Source organism: Paenibacillus sp. FSL R10-2748 (assembly GCF_038005565.1).
Classification (GTDB): Bacteria; Bacillota; Bacilli; order Paenibacillales; family Paenibacillaceae; genus Paenibacillus; species Paenibacillus polymyxa_B.
This window is the reverse complement of the sequence record NZ_JBBOTK010000011.1, coordinates 109668-123204: the sequence shown is the minus strand read 5'-3', so window position 1 is coordinate 123204 and position 13537 is coordinate 109668. Positions and strand designations below refer to the sequence as shown.

The following is a 13537-nucleotide window of genomic DNA, read 5'->3' as shown; positions in this document are numbered from 1 at the left end:
GAGCAGCTATACTGCTACTTTTTTTATTTTCCCAAAAAATCGCCTACAATTCGGAACTGCTATATCGCTGGTGAATAAGCTCCGCTTTGCTCTGTAATTCCAACAGATCCTTATGCTCCACCGTAGATACAATTACCGATATTTTGCTGTCCACATCCCGTAATCCGTTTAATAACGTCCTCCGGTTAGTCCGCTTCGCATCGCCGCTGAGCCGAAGAAACGGATTAATCAGTCCGTTCAAATCCTTCAAAATCAATCTCCGAACCGTATGATTCACTTCGCTGTTGTTCAGTTCATGCAAAAGTGGAATGACCCGCTGCAAACGTGCAAATAGAGCCAGCGCCTTCTCGACAATCTCGTTATCAAGCGCATCCTTCTGTCCCTCGGAGATCACCATATCCTCCAGTACCTCCAAATACTCCATCACCTGAGCAAATTCACTGCTCACCTGAACTGATTGACGTACTTGTCCTGTCATAGACTCCGGTCGAACGGCAGCTTCCTTTTCATGCTGATGTGTCTCAGCGACCTGCTCCTGCACCACCGGAATCACGGAACCGGTCAGATTGGGGCGAGGATGGCGAATAGCCATGATGGCGCTGTATCCTCCCAAACCAATGATCGGAATCGCCAAACACACAAACAGTGGCAACCAAAAACTTAGTAAAAGCGCAATCAGGTAGCTAACCACAGCAATCGTGGCACCCCACATTTTTGACGTCATAGCTTGTACCTCCTGACGTAAACCCTTACCATATTGTAGAAAACAATATTTGTGTGTGTCAATGTACGGATTTACGTATGGTGATTGGCTGCTCGATATGACTGGCTAAAATGTCGTATTGCGGATGAAGTGAACCGATCTCATGACCCAAAGCCGATTTCACCGCTAGATAAGGAAAATTGATACCAGACAAACATGATACATGAAGTCCTCCGGACATCCGCGGATTGATCTCTAGCAGCTTGGCATGCTCGCCGTTATATTTTACCTGAATGTTATAATTGTACGGAATGTGATACGCCTCAGCGACCTTCTGTGCCACCTCCAACAGCTGGGGATGCTGCTCCAGCAGCCGTAATCGTCCTCCTGCCTTCCTACGCGGAACTGCCGCTAGCAGCTTTCCGTTCCGGTCAGCCAGGCAGTCAATACTGTATTCGTATCCCTCCAGCAGCTCCATCACCATCAGATTGGGAAATGATTCTGTGGATGACAATACGCGGTGTGCTTCCTCGAACGAAATATGATTCAGCGCATGGCCGAACAGTTCCTCCAGCGGATTACGTTCATTGTCGATGATACGAAAGCCCATTCCGCCTTCTGCATTACATGGCTTGAAGCATACCTTATGCCCACGTGCTATTAACGACTCATATGCCTGTTTAAACTGCTCGGCATTGCTGGCAATGGCATAATCGGGAATCGTGACAATTTCCTTTTGACGAATGGATTCATAAAACAAATCCTTTTCCATCAGTTGCTCCAGCAGTTCGGTATCTTGGCATACCATCACTTTTGTCCCAATATCATCGAACAAATAAAGATGCTTGCTAATATCGAGCATATTCCACCGTGGGATAAAGACATCAATTCCGTGCCGCTTGCAAAAATCAGCGCAAAATTGTGCGTACTCCACACCACTGGTGCGAGGCTCTACTTCAGCCACATCACTGGCCTGTAGCGCCATGTGCTGCGGATCTGAGTGTGTCGCATAGATCTCGAACGGAATACCGTCCTCATTGTTACGAATAGCATTCATATAATGATACGCCACTGAAAACCAGCGATTAAAATACACCTTAACCTTCTTCACAGAGCCACGTCCCCTATCTATTCTGAAAATGAAGTTTGAGCTGCGAACACACTCCGGTGTATTGCATGAACATACGCCATGATTTCGTCCGCTGCATACACCCCCGACACTTCTGTAAAACGGTAATTGACCTCCAGCTTATCCCGCAGCTGTTCCCGATACAATTCACCATGACGGGGAGCAATCGCATAATCAGCATAGTCCAGCAGACATCGGTCCAGCAAAGAGTCACCGGACGCAACCACAGCCCCTCCATTCGTGAGATTACGGATATGCTCCACGGCTGCCTGTTTATTCACCGCCGCAGGCACCAGATATATCTTACGACCTTGAATGGATACCTCCCAGCCCATTTCACGCATGATTCGCGCCTTCTCCAGCACCTGTTCCAGCGGCATACGATCCCGTTCAATCATGAAAGCATAAAATAACTCGTCGCAAAAGCGTTCGTTTACGACCCAGTCTTCATCCAGCACCTGTCCGAACACCTGACGTGCTTCTTCCGCATGAGCACCATCACGGCGTACTTGTTCATGAATACGCCGATTCCACTCTCGATCCACCTCGCCTCCGACGATGATGTTTCCACCATTACTCGTCACGGCATATGCGGGAACCAACTCCGTCTGAAACACAGTGATTCGTCTATACTGTTCTATCGTCCGAGTCGTCACGGGCATAAACATCACATCTTCAGGCAGTGTCTTTAGCAATTGCAGGGCTTGTTCAGAAATAAAAGCCGACGTCGCCCCGTCTATCTGTTCCGCAGGCAACAGACCAGGGGATTCCAGCGGTACGCCAAGCGAACGTTTGGAGTAAATCAGTGTCTGATCCAGATCACTTGCGTAGATCATTCTTGTCCCCCCTTGAGCGGCTTGATAATTCCGCAGCAGGAATAAGTCAATCCTTCAAATACCTCTACAGGCACTCCACGATCCTTTGCCAGCAGCATAATATGCTGAAGATTCGGATTATCTTCGCGGTCAATCAGAATTTTCCACGGCACTCTGCGCAGCAGTACACGAGTCGTCTCCCCCACTCCGGGCTTGACCAAATTGATATCCCGAATACCAAATGCCTGCTGAATCGCCTCAATATCCCGTAAGCCCTGCCATGTCACCGCAGGCGGATTCAATGTCATTTGTTCAGCATATGCAACGGCCGTTTCAGCCACGTCTTGAAAGTACCCGGATACCGTATCCACAAACGTATTGGACTGATCCACTGACCGCCAGGATTCATAAAATTTGGCCCCATGGAAATCGTCAGGGCCTATGAGATCGTCGCGTAATACCGTCCGACTCATCAAACCTGATACAGTCGAATTCAGACAAGCACTTGGAATCAAATAATCTTCTCGTGTACCAAAGGTTTCTGAACATCTGCCCGGATCGGCCAGCACCGCCAGATCATCATTTAGACGCAACCCGTAATCCGCGTTCATCTCACGACAGGCCTCAATCAATACCTGGCGAATCGCCCCTTTCCCCGTCCAGCCATCGACAAACTGAAGTTCAATCTCCAGTCCATGCTGCTGTAAAATGTATAAAATCGCATTCCGGTCAATGCCTTTGCCACGAATAATAGAAATGCTGTAATGCGGCAAGGATACGCCATACTTCCAGTCAATATAACGCTTGATCAGGATACCAATGGGCGTCCCTGCTCTGGCAAGAGAAACAATCGCCGTGTTCAGGCCTCTTTTTCTCACAATCATCTCAGCCACAGAAGCTGCCGCTAATGCAACCTTTTTGGCAGATTGGGCAAGCGTTTCGTGAAACAGTGCAATATACTCTGCTGTGGGCTCGTATTCCACTGGCAGCATTTCTGAATAATGGACTCCCGACTGAATCGCCTCTTCACGATCCTCCGTCCCTTTTTCCAACGTAACCCGGCTCAAATCCTTCAATAAAAAAGTGACATCCGAGGCAGGATAACTGCCCAGCGGTTCGGGCGGATGAATGTTCTTCTGCTGTATTTGCTCCATGAGTGCTTGCTTCATATCCGCGCTCCTTTACTCTCCTGACTAGTTAAACCGTTAAAATAAACGACATGCACTTTATCGCAGCCCAGACGGGTCAAAGCCTCCAGCATGGGGTTCATCCGCTCTGGGTCCGACTCCCTTTCCATCAAAACGAATATTTCGTCATACTGACCGGGGTCTACATTATAAATAAAATTGCGTATCGTACTGTCCTCAGGTGATGGATATGTCACACCACAAGCGACTCCATACCCTTCTTCGCGGTGGGGATACACCGGGCTGCGTGTCGTCGATTGAAAATACACATCCGGACCTAACTCTGCTGCAATCCGCATTGGAATGTACATGAATTCCCCCGTGCCCATAACCAGCGTGCGTTGCCCAGAACGAAGTTCGTTCAGTCGTTCAGCTGTACGCGTGATTTCTGCATCCAACGCTGAATTGTCAGCGGATTGTAGACCAAAACGGCCTGTATATTTTAGATAAGGAGCTGTATTGGCGTATCCGTCCGTTGACATGGAACTGTGTACTACCCGCTCAAAACCGGAAGTATCCTTTTCAAAACGGTGGTCAATTATCCCAGAAGCGTCTTTATTAACCTCTGCCATGCTAGTGGCTGCATGTTCTGGGTGCCCAGCCTGTCCAGCATATTCTGCGTGATCCAATATGGGTACTCCCTGTACCTCAATCTTTCCTTTGAGCAAGCTTAAAGGCGTAATCGTAATGCCTAGCTCTGCCTCCAGATCAGTGAAAGCCTGCTCATCGCTGTCTGTCCGCCAATCCAGTAACGAAGCAATCACATACTGTTTACGCGGAAAATGCTCCTGAATATCCCGTATGATATTAAGGGTTGTTTTTCCCGTCGTAATTTCATCATCTACCAGCACAATCGGGCCATCTCCCGCAAAAGCATCTTCATCCAGTGCATAGCAACGATGATCAACAGCGTGCGAATGCTCTTCTTCAAACCGAATAATAGGCCGAAGGCCCGGAATATCCTCGCGCGTCGTATGAATATACGAGGCTCCGTCGTCAAACAACCGATACATGCTGTGTCCCAATGCTGTAGCCGTCTCGGCAAAACCAACAAACTTGATCGGCTCCGTAAAAGCAAAAGCTAAACGTTCATCCATCAGCTTTCGGTAGGCCTCTTTCGCATAGTCCGGGTCAAGAAGTCCTCTCACGGCCTCTCCAATCAGTTCATCCATTTGTTGTCCTGCCTGCGGGACAAGCTCCTTATATAGTAGAATCGCCAGCGCCGCACCACTGAGCAGAGAAGTGTATGGGTTTACCGGAATATGCTTACCCAGCACCTTGCTGACAAACAAAAACGAACGCTTTTTATTGACCCGTGCCGCCATCGCAAACAGCTTGTCCACAGGAAGGCGGAATGGATTATGCGTCTCCGTAATTTTAACGCTGAACTGCTCCAGGATTGGCAGCAGATGTGTTTTCGTGGTTGGGTAAGAGACTGACAAAATGTTGTTGTTCATGTAACACCCCGTATACTTTTGATCTATTGATAATACGATGAGCCCAATTCAAATGCGGCTTAATTTCATTCATTTTGTTGGCATAGGTACTTTTGAATACACCCAGACTACCGTCGTTACGCTCAACGATTTCAAGTGCATCCATATACTCTTCATGTGTCACCGCATACATGGCCTGTACCGGTTTAATATGGGAGGGATGAATAATTGTTTTGCCGATAATCCCATTCTCTTTGTCCATCATGACTTCTCGAATCAGTCCGTCTACGGCATCTGAGATGAAGTCCATCCGCAAGTGTCTTCCCGGCTTTCCAAGTGCATCTTCGAAAGGAGACACTCTTAATTGAGGTTTAAAGACACGTTCTCGGTGAGAGAAATATTCCCATACAGGACCGGAAATGACATAATTTGAGCCCACGCGTCCAAACAAGTTAATAATATCTGCGATGCAATCCCGAATGACGGCAATTTCATAAATCGTAATATCCGGGCTGCGTCTCAAGCCATATAGACTGGAGAAATCGGTTGCCCCAATTCGTACATTCAGCACATATTCCTGGTACTCGTCTAAAATTTCTTTAATCGACAGCAGCTCTTTCCAGCGAGTTTCCCGATATATGATTTTGGAGCTTTCAAGAATCGGTAATCCGTACAGCACAGGCATGTCGCTTGCGTTTCCTGCCCCTGTATGCATATTTCGATTAAATTCAGCAATGAGTGAAAAATACGCCCGTCCATTATCAGAAGAGAACTTAGGTAAGACAAAGCCCGTGAGCAGCGACAAAGATTCACCCAAACCGTTCAGCAGTCGTTCCAACTGCTCCACAGAGCGCACACGTACAAATAACAAAGGTAGTTGCTGTTCACTCATCATCCCCGTCCGTACATAGGATAGTAGTTGAAGCAACTGCTGTGCCAGTGATTGTTCTGCCTGTCCGACCTGGTGATCCCCTATAGCATCCTCCAAATCTAAAATGACCGTAGTTAGTCCTTCATGTTTTCCATTTTTGATCTCTTCCGCTACCTCCGAGCGGGTAGCAGGCATGTACAAAGCTGCTCCTATTGCATAAGCCAATATACTTTTGGGAGAACGGTTATGAAACTCCAACGGTGGAGTATAAAAGATCGCTTCTACTTCCTCAGAGGTTAAATCATTAAAATATTTCAGGGCCCTTCCCCTCCTCTTGCTCTTTCTTGCCTGACTGAAGCCCTGTGCTTCGGGTATAAAAGAAATCCCCCCTTAGTTTCAGGAGGGATTTCGCTATACTTTGTACATTAAGCCTCTTTGTCGGCCTTTTTCTTTCTTTTCGCCGAGCTGATAACCATTGTGCCTACAAAGACAGCAATCAAAATGCCGAAGAATAAAACCTGCGACATATGAAAGCCAAAAGCAGCAGCCAGCATTTTACCCCCGATAATGGCGATCATAATAAAGGCTGTCTGTTCCAGTTCCGGAAATTTATCAATGAGCTTGAGGAACACTTGAGCAACACCACGCATCATCAGAACGCCGAGAATACCACCCAGGAACAGAACCCATACTTTCTCGCTCACACCGAAAGCGGCAATGACGCTGTCAATACTGAAGGCAATATCCATTAGTTCGACCATTAATACGGTTTTCCAAAAAGAAGTAGGTTTGTTTTTCACTTCTCCATCACCTTCGGACTTGAATAAGCCCTTATAAGCGATATAGAGCAGATAAGCCGCACCCAGTACCTTAATCAGTGTGAACTTAATCAGGAATGTACCCAAGCCGATAGCCAGGAACCTGAATATATACGCACCCAAAATCCCGTAAAATAAGGCTCTCTTCTGTTGTTCCTTGGGTAAGTGTTTAACCATAACTGCGAGAACCAAGGCGTTATCCGCCGATAAAAGTCCTTCCAGCAAAATGAGAGTTCCTATAATCCCCCAACTCACTGGATCAGTAAGCGTAGCTACAACATCACTCCATGAAAAGAAATGGCCATAGTTTTCGCTGATATTTTTAAACAAATCATTCAACATGAAAAGAGTGCCTCCGATAATTCAATTTATTTGCTACCCTGCGACCAGCGCATGCCCCAGTTATAGGCCCGATCCAACTCACGATGACCGCCATAGAACTGCACGAGTCTTTCAATGCTGAACGTTTCATCGTTTACATTTTGAATCATGGCAATCGCACACATCCCTTTGCGATTGTCATGTTCATTCATGTGAACGATAATGTCCGGCCCATCCTTCTGGTACAGCGTGACTACCCCGTCCGCTTGTGACCAGTTCGTGACTCCTTCATAGATGAAGGTGAACACCAAAATTCGCTTAATTTCAGAAATTTTAGCACCATTAATGCGAAGATTTTCCCCTGTTTTCACAGAGCCTGTACGGTCGTCGCCATCCAGAGCAATGTACGGGAAGCGATTTAGAGAACCGAAAACTTCCCCGAGCGCCTGCACAACGCCTTTATCTCCGTTCTTCATCTCATACAAGCAGCCCAGATCCAGATCGACACCCTTGGAGCCCCGATTGAAAAAGCCCTTGCTTTGCTGCACCTGATTCCAGTTCAGATTGATCAGGATTTCACCCAATCCGCCTGAGCCTTTTTTCAGGTTGATGGTGTCGCCCTTCTTCTTCAGCTCAATTTTCCGTAGATTCAGATTCACCGGTGTTGCAGATGGCTCTGGCTTCGGAGCAGGTGGTACTGGTGGCGGCGTTGGTGCTGGTCGAGGCGCTGGAGACGGAGGTGTAGGCACTGGCGTGGGAGGAGCCGGATTGTTTTCCACTTCAATCCCAAAATTAACGCACAACGCATCCAATCCACCGGAAAAACCTGCGCCAATCGCGTTGAATTTCCATTCCCCGTTATGACGATACAGTTCCCCAATGACAATCGCCGTTTCCACTGTAAATCCACTGTCCAAATTAAACCGCAAAACCTCTCCGCTAACCGGATGAGCAAAACGAATGAACCCACCTTGAACCTGTCCAAAATTTTGCCGTTTCTGATCCGCATCATAAATCGTTAGCGTAAACGCAATCTTCTCGATGTTTGCAGGAATTCGCGTCAGATCAAGGGCAAATTGCTTTTTGTCACCGGACTGTTGTCCGTCTGAATAGGTGATAAAGGGCGTGGTCGGATTGTTATAAAAAATTAAGTCCTCATCGCCCGATACTTTTCCTCCAGGACCCAGCAAAAATGCCGAAGTATCCAGCTCCAGAGACGCTGGGGACTCCCAGCCAATCCCTACGTTGACATGGGTCAGGCCCGGATTTGTTTTCGTCAAATCCGCCTTCTGTCCCTTTACTACGATAACAGCCATGATTGTGTCACCTTTCTGTCCGTTTGTCATGTGTCAGCGTACGCTAATTTAATAGCTTAAAAAGAAAGGGTAGCGCCCTATGGACACCACCCCAAGTGGATATTATTGAGCGTCCAAGCCATAGTTTTTAGCAAGCGCACCCAATCCACCAGCAAAGCCACTACCGATAGCCTGGAATTTCCAGTCCGCATTCTGACGGTAAAATTCACAGAATACGACGGCCGTTTCGGTGGAGAAATCTTCTCCCAAATCGTAGCGCAGCACTTCACGATCTGTTGCCGCATCTACCACACGTACAAAAGCATTGGACACTTGACCAAAGTTTTGCGCGCGTGCCTCGTAATCATAAATGGTAACCGTAATCCCGATACGGTGGATGTTCGCAGGAATCTTCGAGAAATCAACGATGATTTGCTCGTCATCCCCATCGCCCTCACCTGTGCGGTTATCGCCCGTATGAGTAACCGATCCTGCTCCGCCTGTCGGGTTGTTGTAAAATACAAAATCATCCGCAGCTTTGGCTTTACCGTCTTCATAAAGTAGGAAAGCCGAAGCATCCAGGTCAAAGTCCGCGCCACCACTGTATTTATTCGTATCCCATCCAAGACCTACAACGACACGAGTCAAGCCGGGATTCGTTTTGGTCAGATCAATACGCTGTCCTTTGGAAAGGCTAATGGTCATTCCGCATACCTGCTTTCTTTGTATAGATTTTTTACGCCAAACCGTAATCGCGCGTCAATCCTGCAAGACCATCTTGGTAGCCGCTACCAATGGCATTGAACTTCCACTCACCGCTATGGCGATACAGTTCGCCTACAACAACGCCTGTTTCGATCGAGAAATCTTCTCCCAGATCAAAGCGGACCAATTCTTCATTGTTTGCTTCATTTACGATACGAGCGTAAGCACGGGACACTTGTCCAAAGTTTTGGCTGCGTTCTTGTGCTTCATAGATTGTAATCGTAAAAGCGATCTTTTCAACGTTAGCTGGCACGCTACCCAGATCAATTTTAATTTGCTCGTCATCTCCGTCGCCATCACCTGTGCGGTTATCCCCTGTATGAATGACAGAGCCGTTCTCATTTTGTGGGTTATTAAAAAAGACAAAGTTCTTATCGGATTCTACTTTACCTTCCGCATTAGCCAAAAACACGGATACGTCCAAGTCAAAATCTTTACCGCCATCGTATTTGTTTGTGTCCCAACCGAGACCAACTGTGATTTTAGACAAACCTGGATTTGTTTTCGTCAAATCGATTTTTTGACCTTTGGATAAGTTAATTGCCATGAGTAAGAACCCCTTTTCACATTAAGTTTTGTATGAGCAACCTAAAATTACATATAACGCTGAGCCAGCACATCAATATGTACGGCATGGGTTCCTTCACCGATTGCAGCAAACTTCCATTCGTTGTTATGACGATAGAGTTCTCCACAGACCAGTGCGGTCAGCCCTTCATAATTATCAGATAAATTAAACGTCACCAGTTCCTTGGAATTAGCACCATCCAGAATACGGATATACGCTTTCTCGATCATGCCGAAGTCCTGTTTCCGGTTTACGCAATCATATATATTCACAACAACAAGCACTTTGTCGACATTGGCAGGAATACGTGCCAGGTCAATCGCAATTTGTTCATCATCACCGTCGCCTTGTCCGGTCAAATTATCACCGGAATGCACGACAGAGCCACATGGACTTTTTTTATTGTGGAAACACACTACGTTATCTGACTGAGTCAGTTTTCCGTTGGCGTCCAGCAAAATGGCAGAAGCGTCACAATCAATATTGGGTTGCTTCTTGAAGCCAAAAAATCCTTTGGACTGTACAGGGTCCCATCCCAATCCTGCTATAACCTTGGTTAGTCCTGTGTTTCCCTTGGTCAAATCAATTTTCTGGCCCTTGACCAGATTAATTACAGCCACTGATTAACACACCTCCCTTCCGTAAAATTTACAGACTAAATTCAGACGGATTCAAACCAAGCGCGCCGCAAATCTCAGCCACAATTCGCTGCTCATTGGTATCAAAGTCACCATCAGCTGCGCCAATAGCGCTACATACGCCAACGACGAGTCGGCCTACTTCAGGCTTGCCATTCAATTTACCAATCGCCTTCAGTGCTTCCTGTTTACCGATTTGAGGTGAAAATTCAAAGTTCGCTACATAGTGATTGAAACGGTTGATGACCTCACCCATATCAAACACTTTCAATTCTTCACTGATATTTATGTATCCGGCCATTTTTGTTTTCTCTTCCGGACTAATCGTACCGTCAGCAAATGCTACTAACGCACAGCCTGCAACAACAGCTTCCATAAAATCTTTATTCTTAAACTTCTTAACTTGGTCTCCAAGTCCTTTTTTAGTTGTATTCAACCAATTTTTAAATGTACTCATGTTTCCCTCCACAATTACGTATTTGGGTAAAGGTATCCTAGTTAATTTCTTCCTTTACTATAACCTGAATTACGATCTTTTTCTACAATAATATACAAAAATACGGTAAATCCGATCTATTTATTATTGGTATCCTCTCTATCTTTAGCCCTATTTCTACATAAAACCCTCTCTTCCATCATCCATCATTTGGTACCCCAATTGCAAGTCTGTGAAATGGTAGAGTTGATAGAAAGGCACAGCCTTCCAATTTCAACAGAAGCACTGTGCCTTTGACCATAATCCACGGTTTATCCATCTATAAATTTAGTTCTACTTAATTTTCACTTCTCTTTGGATATGTATTCTATCTATTTAATATATCGGTTTTCCGAAAAAAATTGGTAACCAAAAAATCTACAGACTTCTCCAGCTAGCGAGTTTGCAGTTTCCACCTGCCGCTCACATGTTCCAGAAAAAAAGACTGTAGATTTTATAGATACTCCTATTCACGCTATTATCGTTCACAGCTCAAGACCTAGTTATAATCCTCCCAATAGCGATACTCCATTTCATTCTCACCTTTGGTGACGATGATCATATTTTCAATATGTCCGGTTTCTTTATTCGTTCGGTAGATCATGGTACGAGTTTCGCCCTCATCGGGTACAGAGAAGAGTACTTTGTCACTGAGCATGCCGCCACCAATGCCGACGACGTGTTCCCCCCACCCGGAGGCTGCGCCAGAACCGATGCCCGAACCTGCCCCACTAACTCCAGCCCCGCGCGACAAAATAAGACCTATTCCATATCCGGTGACGGTCTGGGCCGTTTTACCTAGAGCGTGCTCTCCGGCTGATTGGGTATGCTTTTGGACCCAGTAATCGTATTTATCCGTATTTTGCTCATAACTCACAACATTCCCTTTTTTATCGATAGATATATCCGTTTTGCTTCCGTCTTTACCTGTCAGTTCGGTGACGGCGACAAGGGAATCGGATGTGATCTTGGAGGTCTCTCCTGTATTGTAATCTGTACGGGGAACTGAGTCCTCATATTGCAGCCGCAGGACATTCATCTGGTCATGAATTTTCTGCATAACCTGCTTGTCGCCGATGGCCTCGGCGTTTTTCAGCAGTTCCTCGTATTGATGATATTTATCCGCGTCTGCCTGATCCCATTTGTCTATGTTTTTGGGCTGTTTGGCAATTTCACCATCATGATCTCCAGCCTCTCCACTGCCTGCCAGCGCTGCGCTAGCGTTCATTGCCGCTGCTAGGGCTGTCCAGAAGCCACGTGTGCTTTCACCATCCGCATTTCTAAACTTCGAAGCGATGCTTTTCAGCTCAATTTCAATGGATTGAACCTTATTTAATACAGAAGAAAGTGTATATTTAGCCGTACGATAGTCATTATAAAAACGATTCCTCTCCATACCATCCCACTGGCTGTGAAGGCGGTTCATTGTGCTATCCAGGCCGTTTAACTGGTTATACAGTGTGCCGTGGGCATTGGCAAATTGGGAGGCCACGCTGTCCAGCTGCTCCGGTGTGACTTGGATTTTTGTCATGGTGATCACATCCCATCTATGAAAATAGGAGATAGAAATTATATTTTACAGTAATCCTTATTTCATATTGTAAGCTATAGAGGTCGGACATTCATGAGGATTTATACGTATTTGTGTATTCAGAAGCAGTTCCTTTGATATAATGAATCCATATGAGTTTATTTCGACAATACATTATTGAAAGTCAGGTGTAGGGACATGTCAGACAAAAAAATTATCTTTTTCGATATCGACGGTACATTACTGGACGATGACAAGAAAATGCCGTTAACGGCAGAAAAGGCCGTCTTTGCTTTGAAAGAGCTGGGACATGAGGTGGCCATCGCAACAGGCCGTGCGCCTTTTATGTTCAAAGATATCCGCGAGCAGTTGGAAATTGACTCCTACGTCAGCTTTAATGGGCAATATGTCGTGCTTCGCGGGGAAGTGGTCGCTACCAATCCGTTGAACAGAGAAGCCTTGCAAGCAATGACCGATCTGGCCCTCACACATAATCATGCTCTCGTATATATGGATCATATGGACATGAAGGCCAATATTCCTAACGATGAGCTTGTGGAGAGATCAGTCCAAACGCTTAAGGCCAAGATTTCAGTTGGATACGACCCGCTCTATTTCCAGGGAAGAGATATTTATCAGACGCTGTTGATGTGTACAGCAGAAGAAGAGCCTTTCTATGAAGCGGTATTCAAGGCGTTTGACTTTGTGCGCTGGCATCCGAGTTCTGTGGACGTTGTTCCTCATGCTGGCTCCAAAGCGAAGGGCATTCGCGAAATTACATCCAGACTGGGCATTGCCGATGAAAATCAATACGCCTTTGGCGATGGCTTAAATGATGTGGAGATGCTGACAGCTATACATAACAGCGTCGCGATGGGCAACGGCTGTGATGAAGCCAAAGCCGCAGCTAAAATGGTCACAAAACGCGCAGATGAAGACGGTATTTTGTACGGACTGCAAAAGCTTGGCTTGTTAAGCTAATAGG

Annotated in this window: 14 protein-coding genes; 1 reads left to right on the top strand and 13 read right to left on the bottom strand. The window is 46.3% G+C overall.

All coding sequences use genetic code 11. The features are described 5' to 3' along the window. Positions 1–43: 43 nt before the first annotated feature. The 13 genes from NSS66_RS24500 to NSS66_RS24440 form a co-directional block, all read right to left on the bottom strand. Entirely contained in the window at positions 44–724 is a 681-nt protein-coding gene (locus NSS66_RS24500; RefSeq protein WP_028542074.1) for a hypothetical protein, read from the bottom strand. A gap of 58 nt (positions 725–782) precedes the next feature. Beyond that, a complete protein-coding gene (locus NSS66_RS24495; RefSeq protein WP_023987201.1) occupies positions 783–1814 on the bottom strand; it encodes an ATP-grasp domain-containing protein in 1032 nt (343 codons plus the stop codon). A 17-nt stretch (positions 1815–1831) separates the two neighbouring features. After that, positions 1832–2668 carry an HAD family hydrolase gene (locus NSS66_RS24490; protein ID WP_023987200.1) on the bottom strand — a complete coding sequence of 279 codons (837 nt, stop codon included), beginning with the start codon at positions 2666–2668 and terminating at the stop codon, positions 1832–1834. Beyond that, positions 2665–3816 (bottom strand): cysteine protease StiP family protein, encoded by a 1152-nt coding sequence (locus tag NSS66_RS24485; protein ID WP_023987199.1) that lies wholly within the window; start codon positions 3814–3816, stop codon positions 2665–2667. Before NSS66_RS24485 ends, NSS66_RS24490 begins: the two co-directional genes overlap by 4 nt. Then, on the bottom strand, positions 3813–5159 hold the full coding sequence (locus NSS66_RS24480) for a phosphoribosyltransferase family protein (RefSeq protein WP_076295804.1): 1347 nt from the start codon (positions 5157–5159) through the stop codon (positions 3813–3815). Before NSS66_RS24480 ends, NSS66_RS24485 begins: the two co-directional genes overlap by 4 nt. 52 nt (positions 5160–5211) lie before the next feature. Beyond that, on the bottom strand, positions 5212–6399 hold the full coding sequence (locus NSS66_RS24475) for an HpcH/HpaI aldolase/citrate lyase family protein (protein ID WP_071559143.1): 1188 nt from the start codon (positions 6397–6399) through the stop codon (positions 5212–5214). A 167-nt stretch (positions 6400–6566) separates the two neighbouring features. Next, entirely contained in the window at positions 6567–7301 is a 735-nt protein-coding gene (locus tag NSS66_RS24470; RefSeq protein WP_023987196.1) for a TerC family protein, read from the bottom strand. Between the two features lie 26 nt (positions 7302–7327). Beyond that, the gene (locus NSS66_RS24465; protein WP_029517566.1) at positions 7328–8596 is read right to left on the bottom strand and encodes a TerD family protein; all 1269 of its coding nucleotides are present in this window, start codon (positions 8594–8596) and stop codon (positions 7328–7330) included. A 102-nt stretch (positions 8597–8698) separates the two neighbouring features. Then, positions 8699–9280 carry a TerD family protein gene (locus tag NSS66_RS24460; RefSeq protein ID WP_023987194.1) on the bottom strand — a complete coding sequence of 194 codons (582 nt, stop codon included), beginning with the start codon at positions 9278–9280 and terminating at the stop codon, positions 8699–8701. A gap of 31 nt (positions 9281–9311) precedes the next feature. Beyond that, on the bottom strand, positions 9312–9887 hold the full coding sequence (locus NSS66_RS24455) for a TerD family protein (RefSeq protein WP_023987193.1): 576 nt from the start codon (positions 9885–9887) through the stop codon (positions 9312–9314). A gap of 47 nt (positions 9888–9934) precedes the next feature. Next, the gene (locus NSS66_RS24450) at positions 9935–10528 is read right to left on the bottom strand and encodes a TerD family protein (RefSeq protein ID WP_013308969.1); all 594 of its coding nucleotides are present in this window, start codon (positions 10526–10528) and stop codon (positions 9935–9937) included. A gap of 28 nt (positions 10529–10556) precedes the next feature. Beyond that, on the bottom strand, positions 10557–11003 hold the full coding sequence (locus tag NSS66_RS24445; protein ID WP_023987192.1) for a tellurite resistance TerB family protein: 447 nt from the start codon (positions 11001–11003) through the stop codon (positions 10557–10559). Positions 11004–11520: 517 nt separating this feature from the next. Then, the gene (locus tag NSS66_RS24440; protein ID WP_053324723.1) at positions 11521–12552 is read right to left on the bottom strand and encodes a WXG100 family type VII secretion target; all 1032 of its coding nucleotides are present in this window, start codon (positions 12550–12552) and stop codon (positions 11521–11523) included. A gap of 198 nt (positions 12553–12750) precedes the next feature. Here NSS66_RS24440 and NSS66_RS24435 point away from each other — a divergent pair, with 198 nt between their 5' ends. Further along, positions 12751–13533, top strand: a complete 783-nt coding sequence (locus NSS66_RS24435; RefSeq protein ID WP_023987190.1) for a Cof-type HAD-IIB family hydrolase — start codon at positions 12751–12753, stop codon at positions 13531–13533. The last annotated feature ends 4 nt before the right edge of the window (positions 13534–13537 follow it).

What these genes read in the sequence shown, in the direction of transcription:
- NSS66_RS24440 (WP_053324723.1), bottom strand. Translation starts at nt 12,552, where the DNA reads ATGACAAAAATCCAAGTCACACCGGAGCAGCTGGACAGCGTGGCCTCC.
- NSS66_RS24445 (WP_023987192.1), bottom strand. Translation starts at nt 11,003, where the DNA reads ATGAGTACATTTAAAAATTGGTTGAATACAACTAAAAAAGGACTTGGA.
- NSS66_RS24455 (WP_023987193.1), bottom strand. Translation starts at nt 9,887, where the DNA reads ATGGCAATTAACTTATCCAAAGGTCAAAAAATCGATTTGACGAAAACA.
- NSS66_RS24435 (WP_023987190.1), top strand. Translation starts at nt 12,751, where the DNA reads ATGTCAGACAAAAAAATTATCTTTTTCGATATCGACGGTACATTACTG.
- NSS66_RS24470 (WP_023987196.1), bottom strand. Translation starts at nt 7,301, where the DNA reads ATGTTGAATGATTTGTTTAAAAATATCAGCGAAAACTATGGCCATTTC.
- NSS66_RS24460 (WP_023987194.1), bottom strand. Translation starts at nt 9,280, where the DNA reads ATGACCATTAGCCTTTCCAAAGGACAGCGTATTGATCTGACCAAAACG.
- NSS66_RS24500 (WP_028542074.1), bottom strand. Translation starts at nt 724, where the DNA reads ATGACGTCAAAAATGTGGGGTGCCACGATTGCTGTGGTTAGCTACCTG.
- NSS66_RS24465 (WP_029517566.1), bottom strand. Translation starts at nt 8,596, where the DNA reads ATGGCTGTTATCGTAGTAAAGGGACAGAAGGCGGATTTGACGAAAACA.
- NSS66_RS24490 (WP_023987200.1), bottom strand. Translation starts at nt 2,668, where the DNA reads ATGATCTACGCAAGTGATCTGGATCAGACACTGATTTACTCCAAACGT.
- NSS66_RS24480 (WP_076295804.1), bottom strand. Translation starts at nt 5,159, where the DNA reads ATGGCGGCACGGGTCAATAAAAAGCGTTCGTTTTTGTTTGTCAGCAAG.
- NSS66_RS24485 (WP_023987199.1), bottom strand. Translation starts at nt 3,816, where the DNA reads ATGAAGCAAGCACTCATGGAGCAAATACAGCAGAAGAACATTCATCCG.